Origin of the sequence: Psychrilyobacter sp. (assembly GCF_049671765.1) — a bacterium.
GTDB lineage: Bacteria > Fusobacteriota > Fusobacteriia > Fusobacteriales > Fusobacteriaceae > Psychrilyobacter.
This window is the reverse complement of the sequence record NZ_JBATVM010000182.1, coordinates 16,014-30,725: the sequence shown is the minus strand read 5'-3', so window position 1 is coordinate 30,725 and position 14,712 is coordinate 16,014. Positions and strand designations below refer to the sequence as shown.

Annotated in this window: 13 protein-coding genes; 12 read left to right on the top strand and 1 reads right to left on the bottom strand. The window is 27.9% G+C overall.

The genetic code is table 11. From position 1 onward, the window contains the following. Positions 1-605, top strand: a 605-nt coding sequence (locus WBG30_RS09160; RefSeq protein ID WP_424504350.1) for a type I restriction endonuclease subunit R, EcoR124 family, incomplete at its 5' end; no start/stop codon positions are given. Between the two features lie 65 nt (positions 606-670). On the opposite strand, the gene WBG30_RS09155 is transcribed toward WBG30_RS09160, so the two are convergent. Further along, positions 671-1,303, bottom strand: coding sequence for a PBECR4 domain-containing protein (locus WBG30_RS09155; protein ID WP_424504349.1), 633 nt, complete (start codon positions 1,301-1,303; stop codon positions 671-673). A 378-nt stretch (positions 1,304-1,681) separates the two neighbouring features. Here WBG30_RS09155 and WBG30_RS09150 point away from each other — a divergent pair, with 378 nt between their 5' ends. From WBG30_RS09150 to WBG30_RS09100, 11 genes are all read left to right on the top strand, one after another. Further along, the gene (locus WBG30_RS09150; RefSeq protein WP_424504348.1) at positions 1,682-2,230 is read left to right on the top strand and encodes a restriction endonuclease subunit S; all 549 of its coding nucleotides are present in this window, start codon (positions 1,682-1,684) and stop codon (positions 2,228-2,230) included. Positions 2,231-2,261: 31 nt separating this feature from the next. After that, positions 2,262-3,530 carry a hypothetical protein gene (locus tag WBG30_RS09145; RefSeq protein WP_424504347.1) on the top strand — a complete coding sequence of 423 codons (1,269 nt, stop codon included), beginning with the start codon at positions 2,262-2,264 and terminating at the stop codon, positions 3,528-3,530. Positions 3,531-3,534: 4 nt separating this feature from the next. Next, positions 3,535-5,073, top strand: coding sequence for a type I restriction-modification system subunit M (locus WBG30_RS09140; protein WP_424504346.1), 1,539 nt, complete (start codon positions 3,535-3,537; stop codon positions 5,071-5,073). A 10-nt stretch (positions 5,074-5,083) separates the two neighbouring features. Further along, on the top strand, positions 5,084-6,361 hold the full coding sequence (locus WBG30_RS09135) for a restriction endonuclease subunit S (RefSeq protein WP_424504345.1): 1,278 nt from the start codon (positions 5,084-5,086) through the stop codon (positions 6,359-6,361). A gap of 26 nt (positions 6,362-6,387) precedes the next feature. Further along, entirely contained in the window at positions 6,388-7,383 is a 996-nt protein-coding gene (locus WBG30_RS09130) for a hypothetical protein (protein ID WP_424504344.1), read from the top strand. 231 nt (positions 7,384-7,614) lie between these two features. Next, positions 7,615-7,998 carry a hypothetical protein gene (locus WBG30_RS09125; RefSeq protein WP_424504343.1) on the top strand — a complete coding sequence of 128 codons (384 nt, stop codon included), beginning with the start codon at positions 7,615-7,617 and terminating at the stop codon, positions 7,996-7,998. Between the two features lie 395 nt (positions 7,999-8,393). Then, positions 8,394-9,560 (top strand): tyrosine-type recombinase/integrase, encoded by a 1,167-nt coding sequence (locus WBG30_RS09120; RefSeq protein WP_424504342.1) that lies wholly within the window; start codon positions 8,394-8,396, stop codon positions 9,558-9,560. Positions 9,561-10,087: 527 nt separating this feature from the next. Further along, positions 10,088-11,569 (top strand): reverse transcriptase domain-containing protein, encoded by a 1,482-nt coding sequence (locus WBG30_RS09115; RefSeq protein ID WP_424504341.1) that lies wholly within the window; start codon positions 10,088-10,090, stop codon positions 11,567-11,569. 1,093 nt (positions 11,570-12,662) lie between these two features. Further along, positions 12,663-13,730, top strand: coding sequence for a Fic family protein (locus tag WBG30_RS09110; RefSeq protein WP_424504340.1), 1,068 nt, complete (start codon positions 12,663-12,665; stop codon positions 13,728-13,730). 182 nt (positions 13,731-13,912) lie between these two features. After that, a complete protein-coding gene (locus WBG30_RS09105; RefSeq protein ID WP_424504339.1) occupies positions 13,913-14,224 on the top strand; it encodes a hypothetical protein in 312 nt (103 codons plus the stop codon). A 234-nt stretch (positions 14,225-14,458) separates the two neighbouring features. Beyond that, positions 14,459-14,701, top strand: coding sequence for a DUF1413 domain-containing protein (locus WBG30_RS09100; protein WP_424504338.1), 243 nt, complete (start codon positions 14,459-14,461; stop codon positions 14,699-14,701). Positions 14,702-14,712: the final 11 nt, after the last annotated feature.

Genomic DNA, 14,712 nt, shown 5'->3' with positions numbered 1-14,712 from the left:
TTAAATTAGAGGATCTGGATATAGATGAATATGAGTATACAGGCTATCAAAGTAAGTATATTGATATGTACAATGAGATAAAAAAAACTAGTGGTGGAAAAGAAAAAATTTCTGTTTTAGATGATATTGATTTTGAGATAGAGCTATTAGTAAGGGATGAAATAAATGTTCACTATATCATAATGTTATTAAAAAGATTAAAGCCTAATTCTAAAGGGTTTGAAAAGGATAAAAAAAGTATTCTTATGACTATGGCTGGAGATCCAAACCTGAGAAATAAAAAAGATTTAATAGAAGAATTTATTGAAAATCAATTGCTATATGTAACAGATGAAGATGAATTAGAGGAAGAGCTAGAAAAATTTATAGGTAAGAAGAAAAAAGAAGAGTTTAATAGCATGATGGAAGAAGAAAATTTATATCCAGAAAAAATAATAGAATTTATAGATGAATATGAATACGAAGATGTAAAAAAACCTAAAACTCAAACTGCTAAGAGGGTAGAAGAAGCTTTTAAAGAAAAATTAACTCTGCTGCCAAGAACAAAAAAAAGAAAGAAAGTAATAGAAATGGTATTAGAATTTATGAAGAGGTTTGAATTTTAAAAATCTATAATTTTTTAAAGCCCCTTTACTATTGTATATACATAATAGTAAAGGGGCTCTTTATTTTAAAATTCCCAATTATCAAATGATTTTTTAAAATCTATTTTAACTTGATATTGTTTTTCTATTTTTCTTAATCTTTTTTTTGAGATATTATTTTTCCAAAATAAAATATTTTCATATTTTTGACTTGAAATATTTTTTCTTAAGGTAAATAAAATAGGATAAGAAGTAATAGTCGAATCTTTTATATCTTTATTTAATAAAGTTATTGGTGCAGAAGTAAAAAGATTAAAACCTACAGTTAATTTTTTAGAATTACCTGTAACTATATCTATTTTACTTGAATTTATACTTAAAAGGTCATGTTTTGCAGGACCTATAATATAAGGTTTGTAGATCAAATCACGCAAATTGTTTATAACATTTAATTTTTTTATGGTAGTTCCTTCATAGTTATACTCAAAATCATTTATGGATAATTGGTTTCTATCTAATTTTTTATAGAAATTTTCACCTTCATGTTTAGATTCAACACCTGTTAAATGTTTAAAATTACCCATTTTAAATTTACTTTCAAATCCTTTTATATCTCCTGTGTTATTTTCATATACAAATAAAACTTCTTTATTAACATATTCTTTTTTATAAATATTAAAACTATTTAGTATAATCTCTAAAGCATCTTCTTTTTTCATTGATCCCCCTAATAAAAAAACCAATAAAAAAAACTCTATAAAGAGTTTTTTTTATACCGATTTATATAGTTGTCTGCCAACTGTTATAAAATAAATTATAACAAAATACACAAGTTTTTCTGTTGCTTGCCAACGGTTAGCCTTAAGCTAACTATAATTTCAGATGTCACAGTGTCGGTTAACACTGATAAGTAAGTTTATGAGTTATACAACTCACCTCTTATATTCAGATTATACAGTATTTATAATGTAAAATCAAATTTTTGTTATTTTTTTGTTATTTATAATAAAGTACAAAAAAAGATTGCTTTTAAAATTTATAAGGTGTACAATACTCTTGTAACGTTATTTGTCATAAATAACAATTTGGAGGTGGGTATGAAGTTAGAAAATTTTTGTGAGATAAAAAATGGAATACCGATTAATAGGTATTTGGATCTTGATGGTAATTATAAAATAAAGTATTTCAACCTCAGAAGTATAAGTAATTTTACCATAAAATCTGAAAACTTATTGGAAGGAATATTAAAAAAAGAAATAGGAGATCAATATTTTACGAAAAAAGGAGATATTTTGTTAAAATTAGCTGAGCCAAATGATGTGGTCTTAATCGATGAAGAAAACACAGGGCTGGTAATATCTCAATATTTTGGAGTAGTCAGAGTAAAAGAAAAGAGAATAGATCCAGGGTATTTAGCCCACCTATTAAACAGTAAAAAAATAAAACATCAATATAAAAAGATGTTAGAAGGTGGAAGTATAAACATATTGAAGTTAAGTACTTTAAAGGAGTTAGAAGTTAAATTTCCTCTTTTAGATGAACAAATTAAACTCAGGAAGTTTTGGGATCTATTGATGAAAAAATCTCAATTGATGGAGAAGCAGACAGAATTATTTGAGGTATATAAGAGGGAAGTAATAGGGTAAAAAATGGTTGGAATAAATGGGGGATGGAGAATTGAAATTAGAATTTGAAAAATATATAGAAACAGTAGTAAAATCGAGAGATGCAAAAGAACTTTATAATGAAAGTATTGTATGTTACAAGGCAGGAGCTTATAGGGCTTCATATTTAATGAGTTATTTAGGTTTTATGGAAAGTGTTCGATATAAAATAATGAATTCTAATAGACCTGAAAATTATGCTCAAGGTGAATGGCAAAGTAAAATTATAAATAAAATAAATAATGAAGAGGAATGGGAAAAAAGGCTTTCTGAAATTTTGGTATTATCAAAGGACAAGAAACCTATTTTTGATATTACAGAAGGAATAAAAACACAATTATATTATTGGAAAGACAGAAGAAATGACTGTGCACATTTTAAAGAAAATAAAATCAGTTACTCTCATATTGAGGCATTTTGGTTATTTATAAGGTCTAATTTTGAAAAGTTAAGTATAAACGGAAATGTGGAAGATTTATTGAATAAGTTTAAAATTCATTTTGATAATTCTAAAACAATACCAGGAACACCATATGATAATTTAATTGACGAATGTGTAAGAATATTAGAAGGAAGAACTACAAAGGATTTCATTAGGAAAATGTTTGAAGAATTTGAAAATAATTTTATTTCTAATATAGATGAAATAATTTATAAAATTATAACCAAAAATGATGACATAATAAATAATGAAATTATAGGTTGGATAAAATTAAATAAAGAGGATTTGAAATTTGAAATAATAAAAAAATACCCTGAATTACTGAATCATTTTGATCTTTCAAAATCAGATATTAGAAATTTTTGGTATGAAAAACTAAATACTTACTATGAAAGTGATTTAAATTTAATTTGTTATTTAATAAAAAGAGGAGCTATTAGAGAACAAGAAAAAGATGAATTTTTATTAAAATTATTAAATAATTGTTATAGTGTAATTAATAAAGATAATTTTGAGTGTTTAAAAGAATATGGATTTTTTGAATATTTTGGAGCGAATGCTTTTGATAAAATAAATGATTTTAATTGGGCAAATAATCATAAAGATATGATTTTGTGTTATATAGAGACATTCGGATTACAAGAAGTTGCGGTTAAAAATATTTGTAGAGAATTTAATCAAAGTCAAAATGCATGGCATTTAAGAGATTCATTAAATGAATATTTTGAAAGTAATGCTACTAAAAAAGAAAAATTTATAGAGATAGCAAGAGAAAAGAATTTTAATTTACCTAGCAAAATAGAATGTTTTAAAGAAGATATAGAAAATATGGAGGAATAGAGATATGGGAGAAGAACAACAATCAGTATTGGAAAAAAAATTATGGGCAATAGCCAATGAACTTAGAGGTCAAATGGGAGCAGATGAATTTCGTGATTATATATTAGGGTTTATATTTTATAAATATCTATCTGAAAAAATAGAGTTATTTACAAACGAGATATTAAAAGAAGATGGAGTAGAATTTGAGAATGTAGAAGATCAAGAGCTGATAGAAGCTCTGCAAGAGGAATGTATTGAAAACCTTGGATACTATGTAGAACCAAAATATTTATTTAAAACTCTGGCAAAACATGGGAAGGTAGGTAAATTTATATTAGATGACCTGAGTCATTCATTCAGCTATATTGAAAAATCAACTACTGGACATGACAGTGAGGATGATTTTGGTGGATTATTTGAAGAGATTAATCTAGGATCTACAAAATTAGGAGCAACGGCAGGAAAAAGAAATGAATTGATATCTAAAGTTTTAGGTCATCTAAATGAGATTGATTTTAAATTGGAAGATAGTCAGATAGATGTATTAGGGAATGCCTATGAATATTTAATTTCTCAATTTGCAAGTGGTGCGGGAAAGAAGGCGGGGGAATTTTATACACCTCAGCAGGTCTCTAAGATATTGGCAAAGTTAGTAACACAAGGAAAAGATAGGGTTAAATCTGTATATGATCCTACTTGTGGTTCAGGATCACTATTACTTCGTGTAGCAAAGGAAACTGAAGTAACTGAATTTTACGGGCAGGAGATGAATAGAACAACATATAATTTGGCTCGTATGAATATGATATTACATGATGTAAAGTATGATAATTTTAATATAAAATTAGAAGATACCCTAGAAAACCCACAGCATATAGACAAGAAATTTGAGGCTGTAGTGGCGAATCCACCATTTTCTGCTAAATGGGATGCAAATGATATAAAATTAGCAGATGACAGATTTGCTCAATATGGGAAATTAGCTCCTAAAACTAAGGCTGACTTTGCATTTGTACAACATATGATCTATCAACTAGATGATAATGGAACTATGGCAACTGTACTACCTCATGGAGTGTTATTTAGAGGAGCAGCAGAAGGAGTTATAAGAAAGTACCTGATAGAGAAGAAAAACTACTTAGACGCAGTAATAGGACTTCCTGCTAATATATTTTATGGTACATCTATTCCAACTTGTATATTAATCTTTAAAAAATGCAGGGAAAATGATGATATTTTATTTATAGATGCAAGTAAGAATTTTGAGAAGCAAAAAAATCAAAATATCCTAAGAGATTCAGATATAACTAAGATAGTGGAAACATATAAAAACAGGGAAGAGATAGAAAAATTCTCCCACAGGGCAACAATGGAAGAGATAGCAGAAAATGACTATAACTTAAATATACCTAGATATGTAGATACTTTTGAAGAGGAAGAAAAAGTAGACCTAGAAAAAGTAGCAGATGAGATAATAAAGATAGATGAAGATATGAAGGCTATAGACGAAGAGATCAAGAAATATTGTGAAGAGCTTGGAATAAAAGCTCCAATGGTTTAAGGTGGTAATGATGACGAAATTACAACCAGAATTAAGGTTTAAAGAATTTAGTGGTGATTGGGAAGAAAATAAGTTAGGAGAATTATTGATTGAATATAGATTAGGAGGGAATTATAAAAATAGTGAAGTTCCTACAGATTATCCTCTTATCAAAATGGGTAATTTAGATAGAGGAAAAATAAAGTTAAATAAAATTGAATATATTGTTGAAGGTGAGAATATTGAAAATATTGATTTAATAAAAAAAGATGATATTTTTTTTAATACTAGAAATACTTTAGACCTTGTTGGAAAAGTCGCAATTTGGAGAAGTGAATTATCAAAAGCTTTTTATAATTCAAATTTAATGTTAATGAGATATAGTAATAATAGATTTATGAATTATCGTTTAAACTCTTTTGAAGGAATAAAAAAATTAAGATCAATAGCTACAGGTACTACAAGTGTTGCAGCAATATATACAAAAGACCTTTTAAAAGTAGAATTAAGCACTCCTTGCCTTGAAGAACAAGAAAAAATAGCCTTATTCCTTTCATTAGTGGATGAAAAAATTCAGAAATTAGAGGGTAGAAAGAAAAAACTTGAGGAATATAAGAAAGGGATAATGCAAGGAATTTTTTCCGCTGGGAAAAATTCAATTAATAATTATGAATTAATAACTAATAATTATCGTTTCAAACCTACATCTCCTGAAGATGTTGAGAAGTATGGTGAGAGTTATCCTGATTGGGAGGAGAAAAAGTTAGGAGAGATCTCAAAATTCTCTAAAGGTAAAAACATCTCTAAAGCTGACGTTTCAGAAATAGGTTTAGAATGTATTAGATATGGAGAATTATATACAAGATATAGCGAAACTATTTCTGATGTTGTCTCTAAGACTGAACTTACTAAAGAACAACTTGTATTGAGTGGAATAGGAGATATACTTATTCCTGCTTCTGGGGAAACTGCGATAGATTTAGCTACTGCTTCTTGTATTATGAAAGAAGGTATAGCAATAGGTGGAGATATAAACATAATTAAAACAAATGAAAATGGTGTATTTATGGCTTATTATATGAATAGTGCGAAAAAGCATGCTATTGCAAGTTTAGCTCAAGGAATCTCAGTAATTCATATTTATAACTCTCAATTACAATCATTGAAGCTTAATCTCCCTTGCCTTGAAGAACAACAAAAAATCTCTGATTTTTTATCTTCTGTGGATGAGAAGATTGAGAAGGTAGGGGCAGAGGTAGAAAGAATGAAGGAGTTTAAGAAAGGATTATTGCAAGGGATGTTTGTGTAGGTAAGAAAATTAAGGGGGAGAGAAGTATGGAATTAATAGAATATTTAAACAAAAAGGACTTTTCTATCGAATCAGTAAATGTCTATTTAGGAGTGAAAAAATCTAGAGCTGATTTAAAAAAAGAAAAAGAGGAATTATCTGAAGAAGAAAAATTGAATGGAATTAACCTTTATTTTTTAAAGAAAATATCTTTCGGAACTTCAGAAACTGATGAAGAAAAAAATATAAAAAAAACAATTATAGAAGAATTAGATAAACTAAAAACCAAAGAACATAAGAATTATGATGTTAACAAAGAGAAGGGAAAAGTTATTACGTTATATAAAGACGATTTAAAAGATATTAAAGTTTTACAAGATATTCAAGAATGTTTTACAACAACTGGTAAAGTTCTTGGTTATAAAAATTTTGATTCTGATCATATTTCATTATTAATAATAAGAATAGTGCTTTCAACGAAAGAAATTATTACTTTTTTTGTGGATTATAAATATAATTCCCTTTTAAAAGTTAGAAATCCTTTTGTAAGGCTTATGGGTGAAGAGATAATTTTAAAAGAAAAAAGTGAAAAAATATTTATATTAGATTTTCATCCAGTTGCAATTTTGTTTAAAGATAGTTTTTTAATGTTAAGTCATAAAGTAGAAAAAATATTTGATTTTAATGACTTTTATGATAATCAAATAAATACATTGAAAGATGTAATTGAAAATGTTATTGATGAAGAAATAGACCAAATAAATGCATCAGAACAAAAAAGGTTTTTAGTTAGAGGAATTAAAGAACATAGTATAGAAAAATTTAATACTATGCAATCAACAGAAAAAAATGAGTGTATCAATAAATTAAGAGGAGCATATAAAGAAAAGCATAAAAAAGATTTAGATGTTTCGTTAGATTTAAATAATCAAATTAAAATGAAACATTTAGACGCTAAAGGAAAGTTAGAAATATATAAATTATTAGCAGATAAATCTTCAGTAAAAATAGTAGGAGAGACTTTAGCAACGACTATAGATTAAAAATGAGGTGAATAAATAATGAATAAATTCCTAAAATTTATTAACTTTATATTTTTTAGAGGAACTGTGTACATATTATCTTTTATTTCTTATAATTCAAATCTTTTTAATGTATTAAAGTTAAAAAAAATAATAGTTTCAGGAAAAATAAATATTTATTTAAATAAATATAAAATTGAATTAATTATTTTTTTAACCTTAATTTGTTTTATTATTCTGGGATATATATTCTTGAGAAAGAAAATTAAAGAAGCTCGTGAAGAATTAATTGAGATTAAAATTATTAAAAAAGAAGAGCCAAGTAATTTAGTTATGTATGTGGGAACATATTTATTACCTATGCTGGCAGCATTTTATAAATTATCTTTTGTTTGGATGCTTATCTATGAAGTATTTATTTTTGTAATTTACTGTAGACATGTTAATTTTCACTATAAAATTTTAATGGGATTTTTATATAATGGGTATTATGTGAGTTTAAAAACAGAAGAAAATTTTTTACTTTATTCAAATAAGCCTGTAAATGAAATAAAAAAATTAATTGATGAAAAAACAACAGTAAAGCTTGTTCGTTTTGGAGATGATTTTTATGAACAAGATATTTTGTTTTTATAAAATAAAATTTAAAAAAATAAAGGGATTAAATAAAAGAATAAAGTTGATTTTTGTTTATTTTGTTGAGCTTCAACAAAGTGGGAGCAGAATATTAATTCTAAATAATAACTCCTCCTTTTGATGGTTTCTCCAGTATTAGAGAAACCGAGGTCGAGGGATACTTCGGCTTCGCTCAGTAATCAGAGAAAAAAAGATCCAGGAGATGAGTTGTATACCTTATCTTTACTGGGTCTTTTTGTTTAAACACAAGATATAGTGTTTAGTTTTTAAGATATCCATGTACTCACTCCAGCGGACAGAGAAGAAATATTCACCTCAATAAAATAAAGGAAATAAATATATTTATTTAGTATATATAAATAGTGGATATAAGGGAAAATATGGGGGTGAATCAAATGATTACAGAAGCTATATTCCGTATGCTTAAAAAATTCCAAAATCAAGAGGAAGAAGATGATCTAAAAATCATCAATGGTGAGTTCTATTACAAGGGCCAGGTAATGAACAAACAAGCCAGAAAATTGTTTTATGAGAGGAAGGCAGAAGAAGAAAAAAGGAAGATGGAAAAAGTAGGGAGTGGGGAAAATAAACTCTCCTCTTCTGTTCCCCTCTCGATCCACGAATATTCAGATTCTGCTCAATTGAACAAATCTGAAATGTGGCCAAAGCGAGGGGAAAGTTTAAATTTGGAGGGAGGTAGAAATCAAGAGATTCAAGAAAATTTAGAGGGATATATTCCTGAAGATATTAATTTGAAAGGAAAAAGGGGAAGACCTCCCAAGATGGAGAAATTTTTTATTTTCCTCCGAGCTTCTGAACATAGTCAAAATACTCTAAAAACCTATAAGTCAGCCATAAAGTTTTGGGATGGAGTGGCCAGATCTAATAACAAAACTATCTATAACTTAAATATTGAAGAGCTAGAAAAGGGAATAATGTCGAAAGATATTAATACCAAGAGAAAATTAGTGTCTGCTTTAAAGCAGTTAGGTAAATGGTATCTGAGGAGTGACTATCCAAAACTATATATAGAATTGAATAAGTTGGTAATCATAGGGCATAAAAGTAGAATACCGGCAACCAAAAGTGAGAAGGAATTTATTGAGATAAAAAATCATGCTAAGGAACTAATAGAAAAAGGGAAGAGAGAAGGAATTTGGCTAGGATTAATGCTTACCTGCGGTTTAAGGATCAGTGAAATCCAAACTGTAGAAGCTGAAGAGGGGCAGATAAAGGTAATTGGAAAGAGAAATAAACAGAGGATAGTTCCGACTTCAGACTGGATATTAAAAGGACTCAAAGATCTAAAAGATACTGGAAGGGGAGGATATAAAAAACCTAGAGGAATAGTTGACAGAGGTTTGAGAAAGATGGGATATACCCATCTGCATAGTTTGAGACATACTTATGCCACTATTTTATTAAAAAGAGGGCTACCGTTAAATCAGATCCAGAAATTATTAGGCCACAGTGATATATCCACAACTACTATCTATGCTCAGACTGAGGTGCCAAAGAATGTGGCCAATCTTTTAGAACAGGATGTTTTAAGTGAAAAGTAGAAAATTGCGACTGACATTTTGGGTCATTATCAGGCTGTGAGTTAATAAAAATTAGAAAGTTAAGAGAATAAATTGAAATAAAAAAAAGGCCATTTTGGGAAAGAGTAGTTAAAATGGCCTTTTTTTAGGGATATAACATTTAAAAGTTAATATTTTATACCTAAAAAAAGAAAAGTTCCTCTAAAAAATAAAAAAAACTTATGACTGACATTATGGGTCATTATCAGATTGTAAGTCAATAAAAATTAGGGGTTTCAAGGTGAAAACATAAAGGCAGTAAATTTAAAACGGCTTAGAATGGAAATGAGAGGGTCAAAAAATGAAAGACAATAATTAAATTTGACTTAATTAATTTAATAAAGTATAATCCAATCATGGTCTTAGAGACTGAAGGGATTTTACCCTATTTAACATAAGAAATATTAATTGCGAAACTTATTATTACTTGCAAACATAATTTTAATTGGTTAAATCCCTGACATCTTAGTTTTTACTAGGATGTTTTTTATTTATGGGGGGAATTTATTGTGCAAAAAATTATTGAGGCATATATTAAAGATGAGGCTAAAAAACATATTGATAAATATCATAAATATCATAATTCATTAAATATTGAATATAAAAGAATTCAAAATAGATTATTACAATATGATCCAAAAGAAATAAAAAAACCTTCTTATTGGGAAACTGATAAAAAATTTAATCCATTTTATGTTTATTCCAATAAGAAAGCAATAGCTAGATCAATAGCAAAAAAATTAAAATATAATGAGTATAAACCAAATAGCACAGAAAAAATTTATAAACAAAAAAAAGATGGTAGTAAACGAGAAATTTCAATTTATCAAATTCCGGATGCCGCGGTTTCAAATTATTTTTATAAAAGATTATTAAATAAAAATAAACATAGATTTAGCTCTTTCTCTTATGCTTATAGGGATGATAGGAATGTTCATTTTGCTATTCAAGATATAGCAATTGAACTTAAAAAAAATTCTAGAATTTTTGTAGCAGAATTTGATTTTAGTAAATTTTTTGATACTATTAATCATTCATTTTTATTAAGTCAACTAGATGAAAATGGTTTTTTGATAACTAAAGAAGAAAAAGAAATTATTAAATCTTTTTTAAATGATGATAAAGGAATTCCACAAGGAACTTCATTATCTTTATTTTTAGCAAATGTAGTCTGTTGGAGATTAGACAGAGAATTGGAAGACGCCGGTTTAAGGTTTGCAAGATTTGCAGATGATACTCTAATTTGGTCTAAAGATTATACCAAAATTTTAAAAACAATAGAAATTATGAATGATTTTTCAAAATTAGCAGGAGTGGAAATCAATTATAAAAAATCAGAAGGAATAAGTTTATTAACCTCATCAGAGATTCCTTCAGAATTCGTTAAAAGTAAAGAATCGATTGAGTTCTTGGGCTATCAGATTAGCTCTAAATATATTGGAATAAAAGAAGATAGTATTTTAAAAATTAAAGACAGAATAACTTCTATTTTATACCAAAATTTAATTTTTCCTATAAAGAAAGAAACACTTAATTTAAAAAATATACCGGTTGATAAAGATAAAGATTATTTAACTGCAATTACACAAATTAGAAGATATTTATATGGAGATCTTACGGAAGAAAAAATTAGTAATTATTTATCAGGAAAATATAAAAGGGTTATTTTTAAAGGAATAATGAGTTTTTACCTTTTAATTGATGATGAAGATCAATTAAAAAAACTTGATAAATGGTTGTGTAGAACAATTGTTAATACTATAAAATTAAGAAAAAAATTGCTACAAAAGCACGAAGTAAATGTAAGTTGTTTCCCATATAATCTAAATTACCAAAATATTATAAGCAGTAGCTCTGAAATTTTGCATGAAGAAAAAAGATTATTTAAAATCCCAAGTTTTTTAAGAATAAAAAAAGCTATAAAAAAAGGTATTGAAGAACAAGGGATAGTAAAAATTATGAATCCTAAAGTTGATTTATATAACTATTAAATATGTAAAGGAACCAAAAAAAAAGGCGGAGCGACTTTCTTGCCTTAAACACAGGTTTTGAATATAAAAAATAAGAAAAAGAGTAGATGCTATCTTCATTCATCTGCTCTTTTTTGATTGTTTTTAGACTTTATTAGAGGTAACCACAAGGGTTTACTACTACAAATTAAACTATAAAAGAGGATATCCGAGACTGTTTATCCCTGCCATACTCCGAGAATCGCTTCTTCAGGGAATGAACTCCGTGTTCTTCTAACCAGAGGGTCATTGGGTGGCAGAGATGGTCGAGGTTCCCCCAATCCTGTACTTATTGACTCAGCAAAGTGTTGCCCCATATGGATCGCACTCTACAAGGGAAGGGGGCATATCCGATAAGGCAGGATAAAAAGGCCAGGAATGAGTACCCGCAAGGTGGGGATGAACAGGAGATTCTATCCAGTAGGGGTGGGGAAGGGTTTGAAGTCTTACATAGAATCGCTATGGGGAGCTTATGAGGTGCCTGTACTTTTGGCCCTAGTGACGCAAGTAGCCCATTCCTACCTAGTGTTCTGTAAAAAAGTGGAAGGGGCTATAAGAGCTCAACTCTCCCCCAACCCCTCTCTTTCAATAAAGAGAGGGGAGCTCATTTTATATGATAGTCACGGAAAGGGCTATCCCTACTATCTACACCGAGCGAGAGCGAACGAGCTGAATCCACCATATGAGTATCCCCTCACGAACGCTACCGATTAGAGGGGGTAGCCAAGGGGAGTGTGAGGGGAACGGCGAGGGGGGATGAAGTAAGCTCCCCAAGGATGGAGATCCTCCGAGTCCGTCTCCAATAAGGACGAAAGAGGAAAGCGGATACCTGGTCGTGCAGAAGCTGGTCACCAGCCGAATCTTTCGGAGGATCGCAATAAAAAATAAGCCATAAATTGTGACCTAAAATTTTTATTTTTTGATCTATATTATCCATAAGATATTAGAATATCAATTCAATTTTTAATTTGGTAAAAAAAAATAAAAATTACTATTATATGGTTTTTTGTGGTAAAATTAATCATATTATATTAATAATAGTAAAAAAATAATAAATTTACCAAAAGGAGTAGAGATGGAAGCTAATAATAATTTAAAAAAATTACCTCCAATAAAGAATATAGAAACAATAAAAATATTAAAACAATTAAATCGCTCAAGTAGAGCATTAGCAGAGCTCAAAGCCTATTCAGAACTTATTCCAAATAAGGAAATATTAATAAGTTCTCTGGCACTGCAAGAAGCTAAGGCTAGTTCAGAGATAGAAAATATAATAACTACAAACGATAGTCTTTATAAAGCTGAAGTTATGCAAAATATAAAAATAGATGTTAATACAAAAGAAGTATTAAACTATAAAGAAGCATTATGGAAAGGTGTTGAATTAATAAAGGATAGAGGTTTTATTACTACTAATATGATTATTGATATTCAAGAAGCATTAGAAAAAAATAGTGGTGGAATAAGGAAAATTCCTGGAACAGCACTGAAAAATGCTATTACTGATGAAGTCGTATACACTCCCCCAACAGGAGAAAACTTAATAAGGGATTTATTGAAAAATTTAGAAGATTACTATAATATAGAAGATGATGTTGATCCACTTATTAAACTAGCTATAGCACACTATCAATTTGAAGCTATTCATCCTTTTTATGATGGAAATGGAAGAACAGGTAGAATTTTGAATATTTTATATTTACTTAAAGAAAATTTGTTAGATTCTCCAATTTTATACTTAAGTTCTTATATAATAAAGCATAAAAATCAATATTATAAACTTTTAGAAGAAATTACCACAAAAGAAAATTGGGAAGATTGGGTTTTATTTATTTTAAAAGCCATAGAAATAACATCTAAAGAGACCCTTGAGCTGGCTAAGAATATAAAAAAACTATTAGATGTAACTATTGAAGAAGTTAAAGAAAAACTTCCTAAAATCTATAAGAAAGAGCTTATTGAATATATATTTACAGAAACTTATACAAAAGGAAATAAATTAGTTGAGCAAAAATTTGCCACAAGAAAAACTGTAACTAAATATTTTAGAGAACTAGAAAGCATAGGAGTACTAAAAAGTGAAAAGCTAGGAAAAGAAACAATATATATTAACACTCAATTATTTAATTTATTAAAAAAATAATTTTTAAAGTAGATAAAATCAAAGAATATGTAGATGCATTAATAATATCAGATGATAAACTTTTAAAACAATCTTTTAAAAATTCAAATAATTTTTTTAAAATTGCTATTAGAGAAATAGCTGATTTAATAACAAGTTCACAATTAATTGGCTTAGACTACGATGATATCAAAGATACTCTCTTGAATTCCGGAATAATAACTATAGGATTTGGAGAAGCAGAAGGGGAAAATAGAGTTTTAGAAGCAACTCAAAAAGCATTAAAAAAATTGTCACTTCAAAGCTCTATAAGTAACATTGAAAGAATATTATTAAATATAACAGCATCAAAAGTGCCTAGTTTAAGAGAAGCTTTTTCAGTGGTTAGTCATATAGTAAAAGACACCACTAAAGACCATAGTGATGTACTTCCTTCAGTAACTGAATTGAGTGGTTTAGGAGAAAAGTTAAGAGTAACAATAATTGTGACCAAGAAAAATAAAGATAGCATTTAGTAAGTTAAAAAGCCTATACTTTCATTTTTACAATGCTAAGGAATATTAAGCCAGGAATGAAAAAAGAATTGGGGTATCTTGTACCCATATTTTTCTGATGTGTATAATTTTTTTGTTTTTTTACACATATTTAGGGATAAGAATCCCAAGGTTAGAAAGTAAAATCATCTTTACAAAACAAGTTATTTTGTTTACAATGTTGTTATCAAATGTAGAAAATTAGGAGTGAAAGAGATGGATGATTTAAAAATATATGAAATTGTAGCTATTGCTATGGAAGAGACTAAAAATTTAGTTCCTGGAGATATCTTTATGGTTAAAGATCTTTTTATTGGATATAAATGGAAAAAATTATCTCCAACTATGAGAAAAGATGTTGGAAGACAATTTTTATTTAAAATAGAAGAGTTTAAAAATCTTAATATAGAGAAACTTGAAAAAAATGCAGCTAGGCAACAAATCTATAGAAAAAATTAATTTTGAGGAGA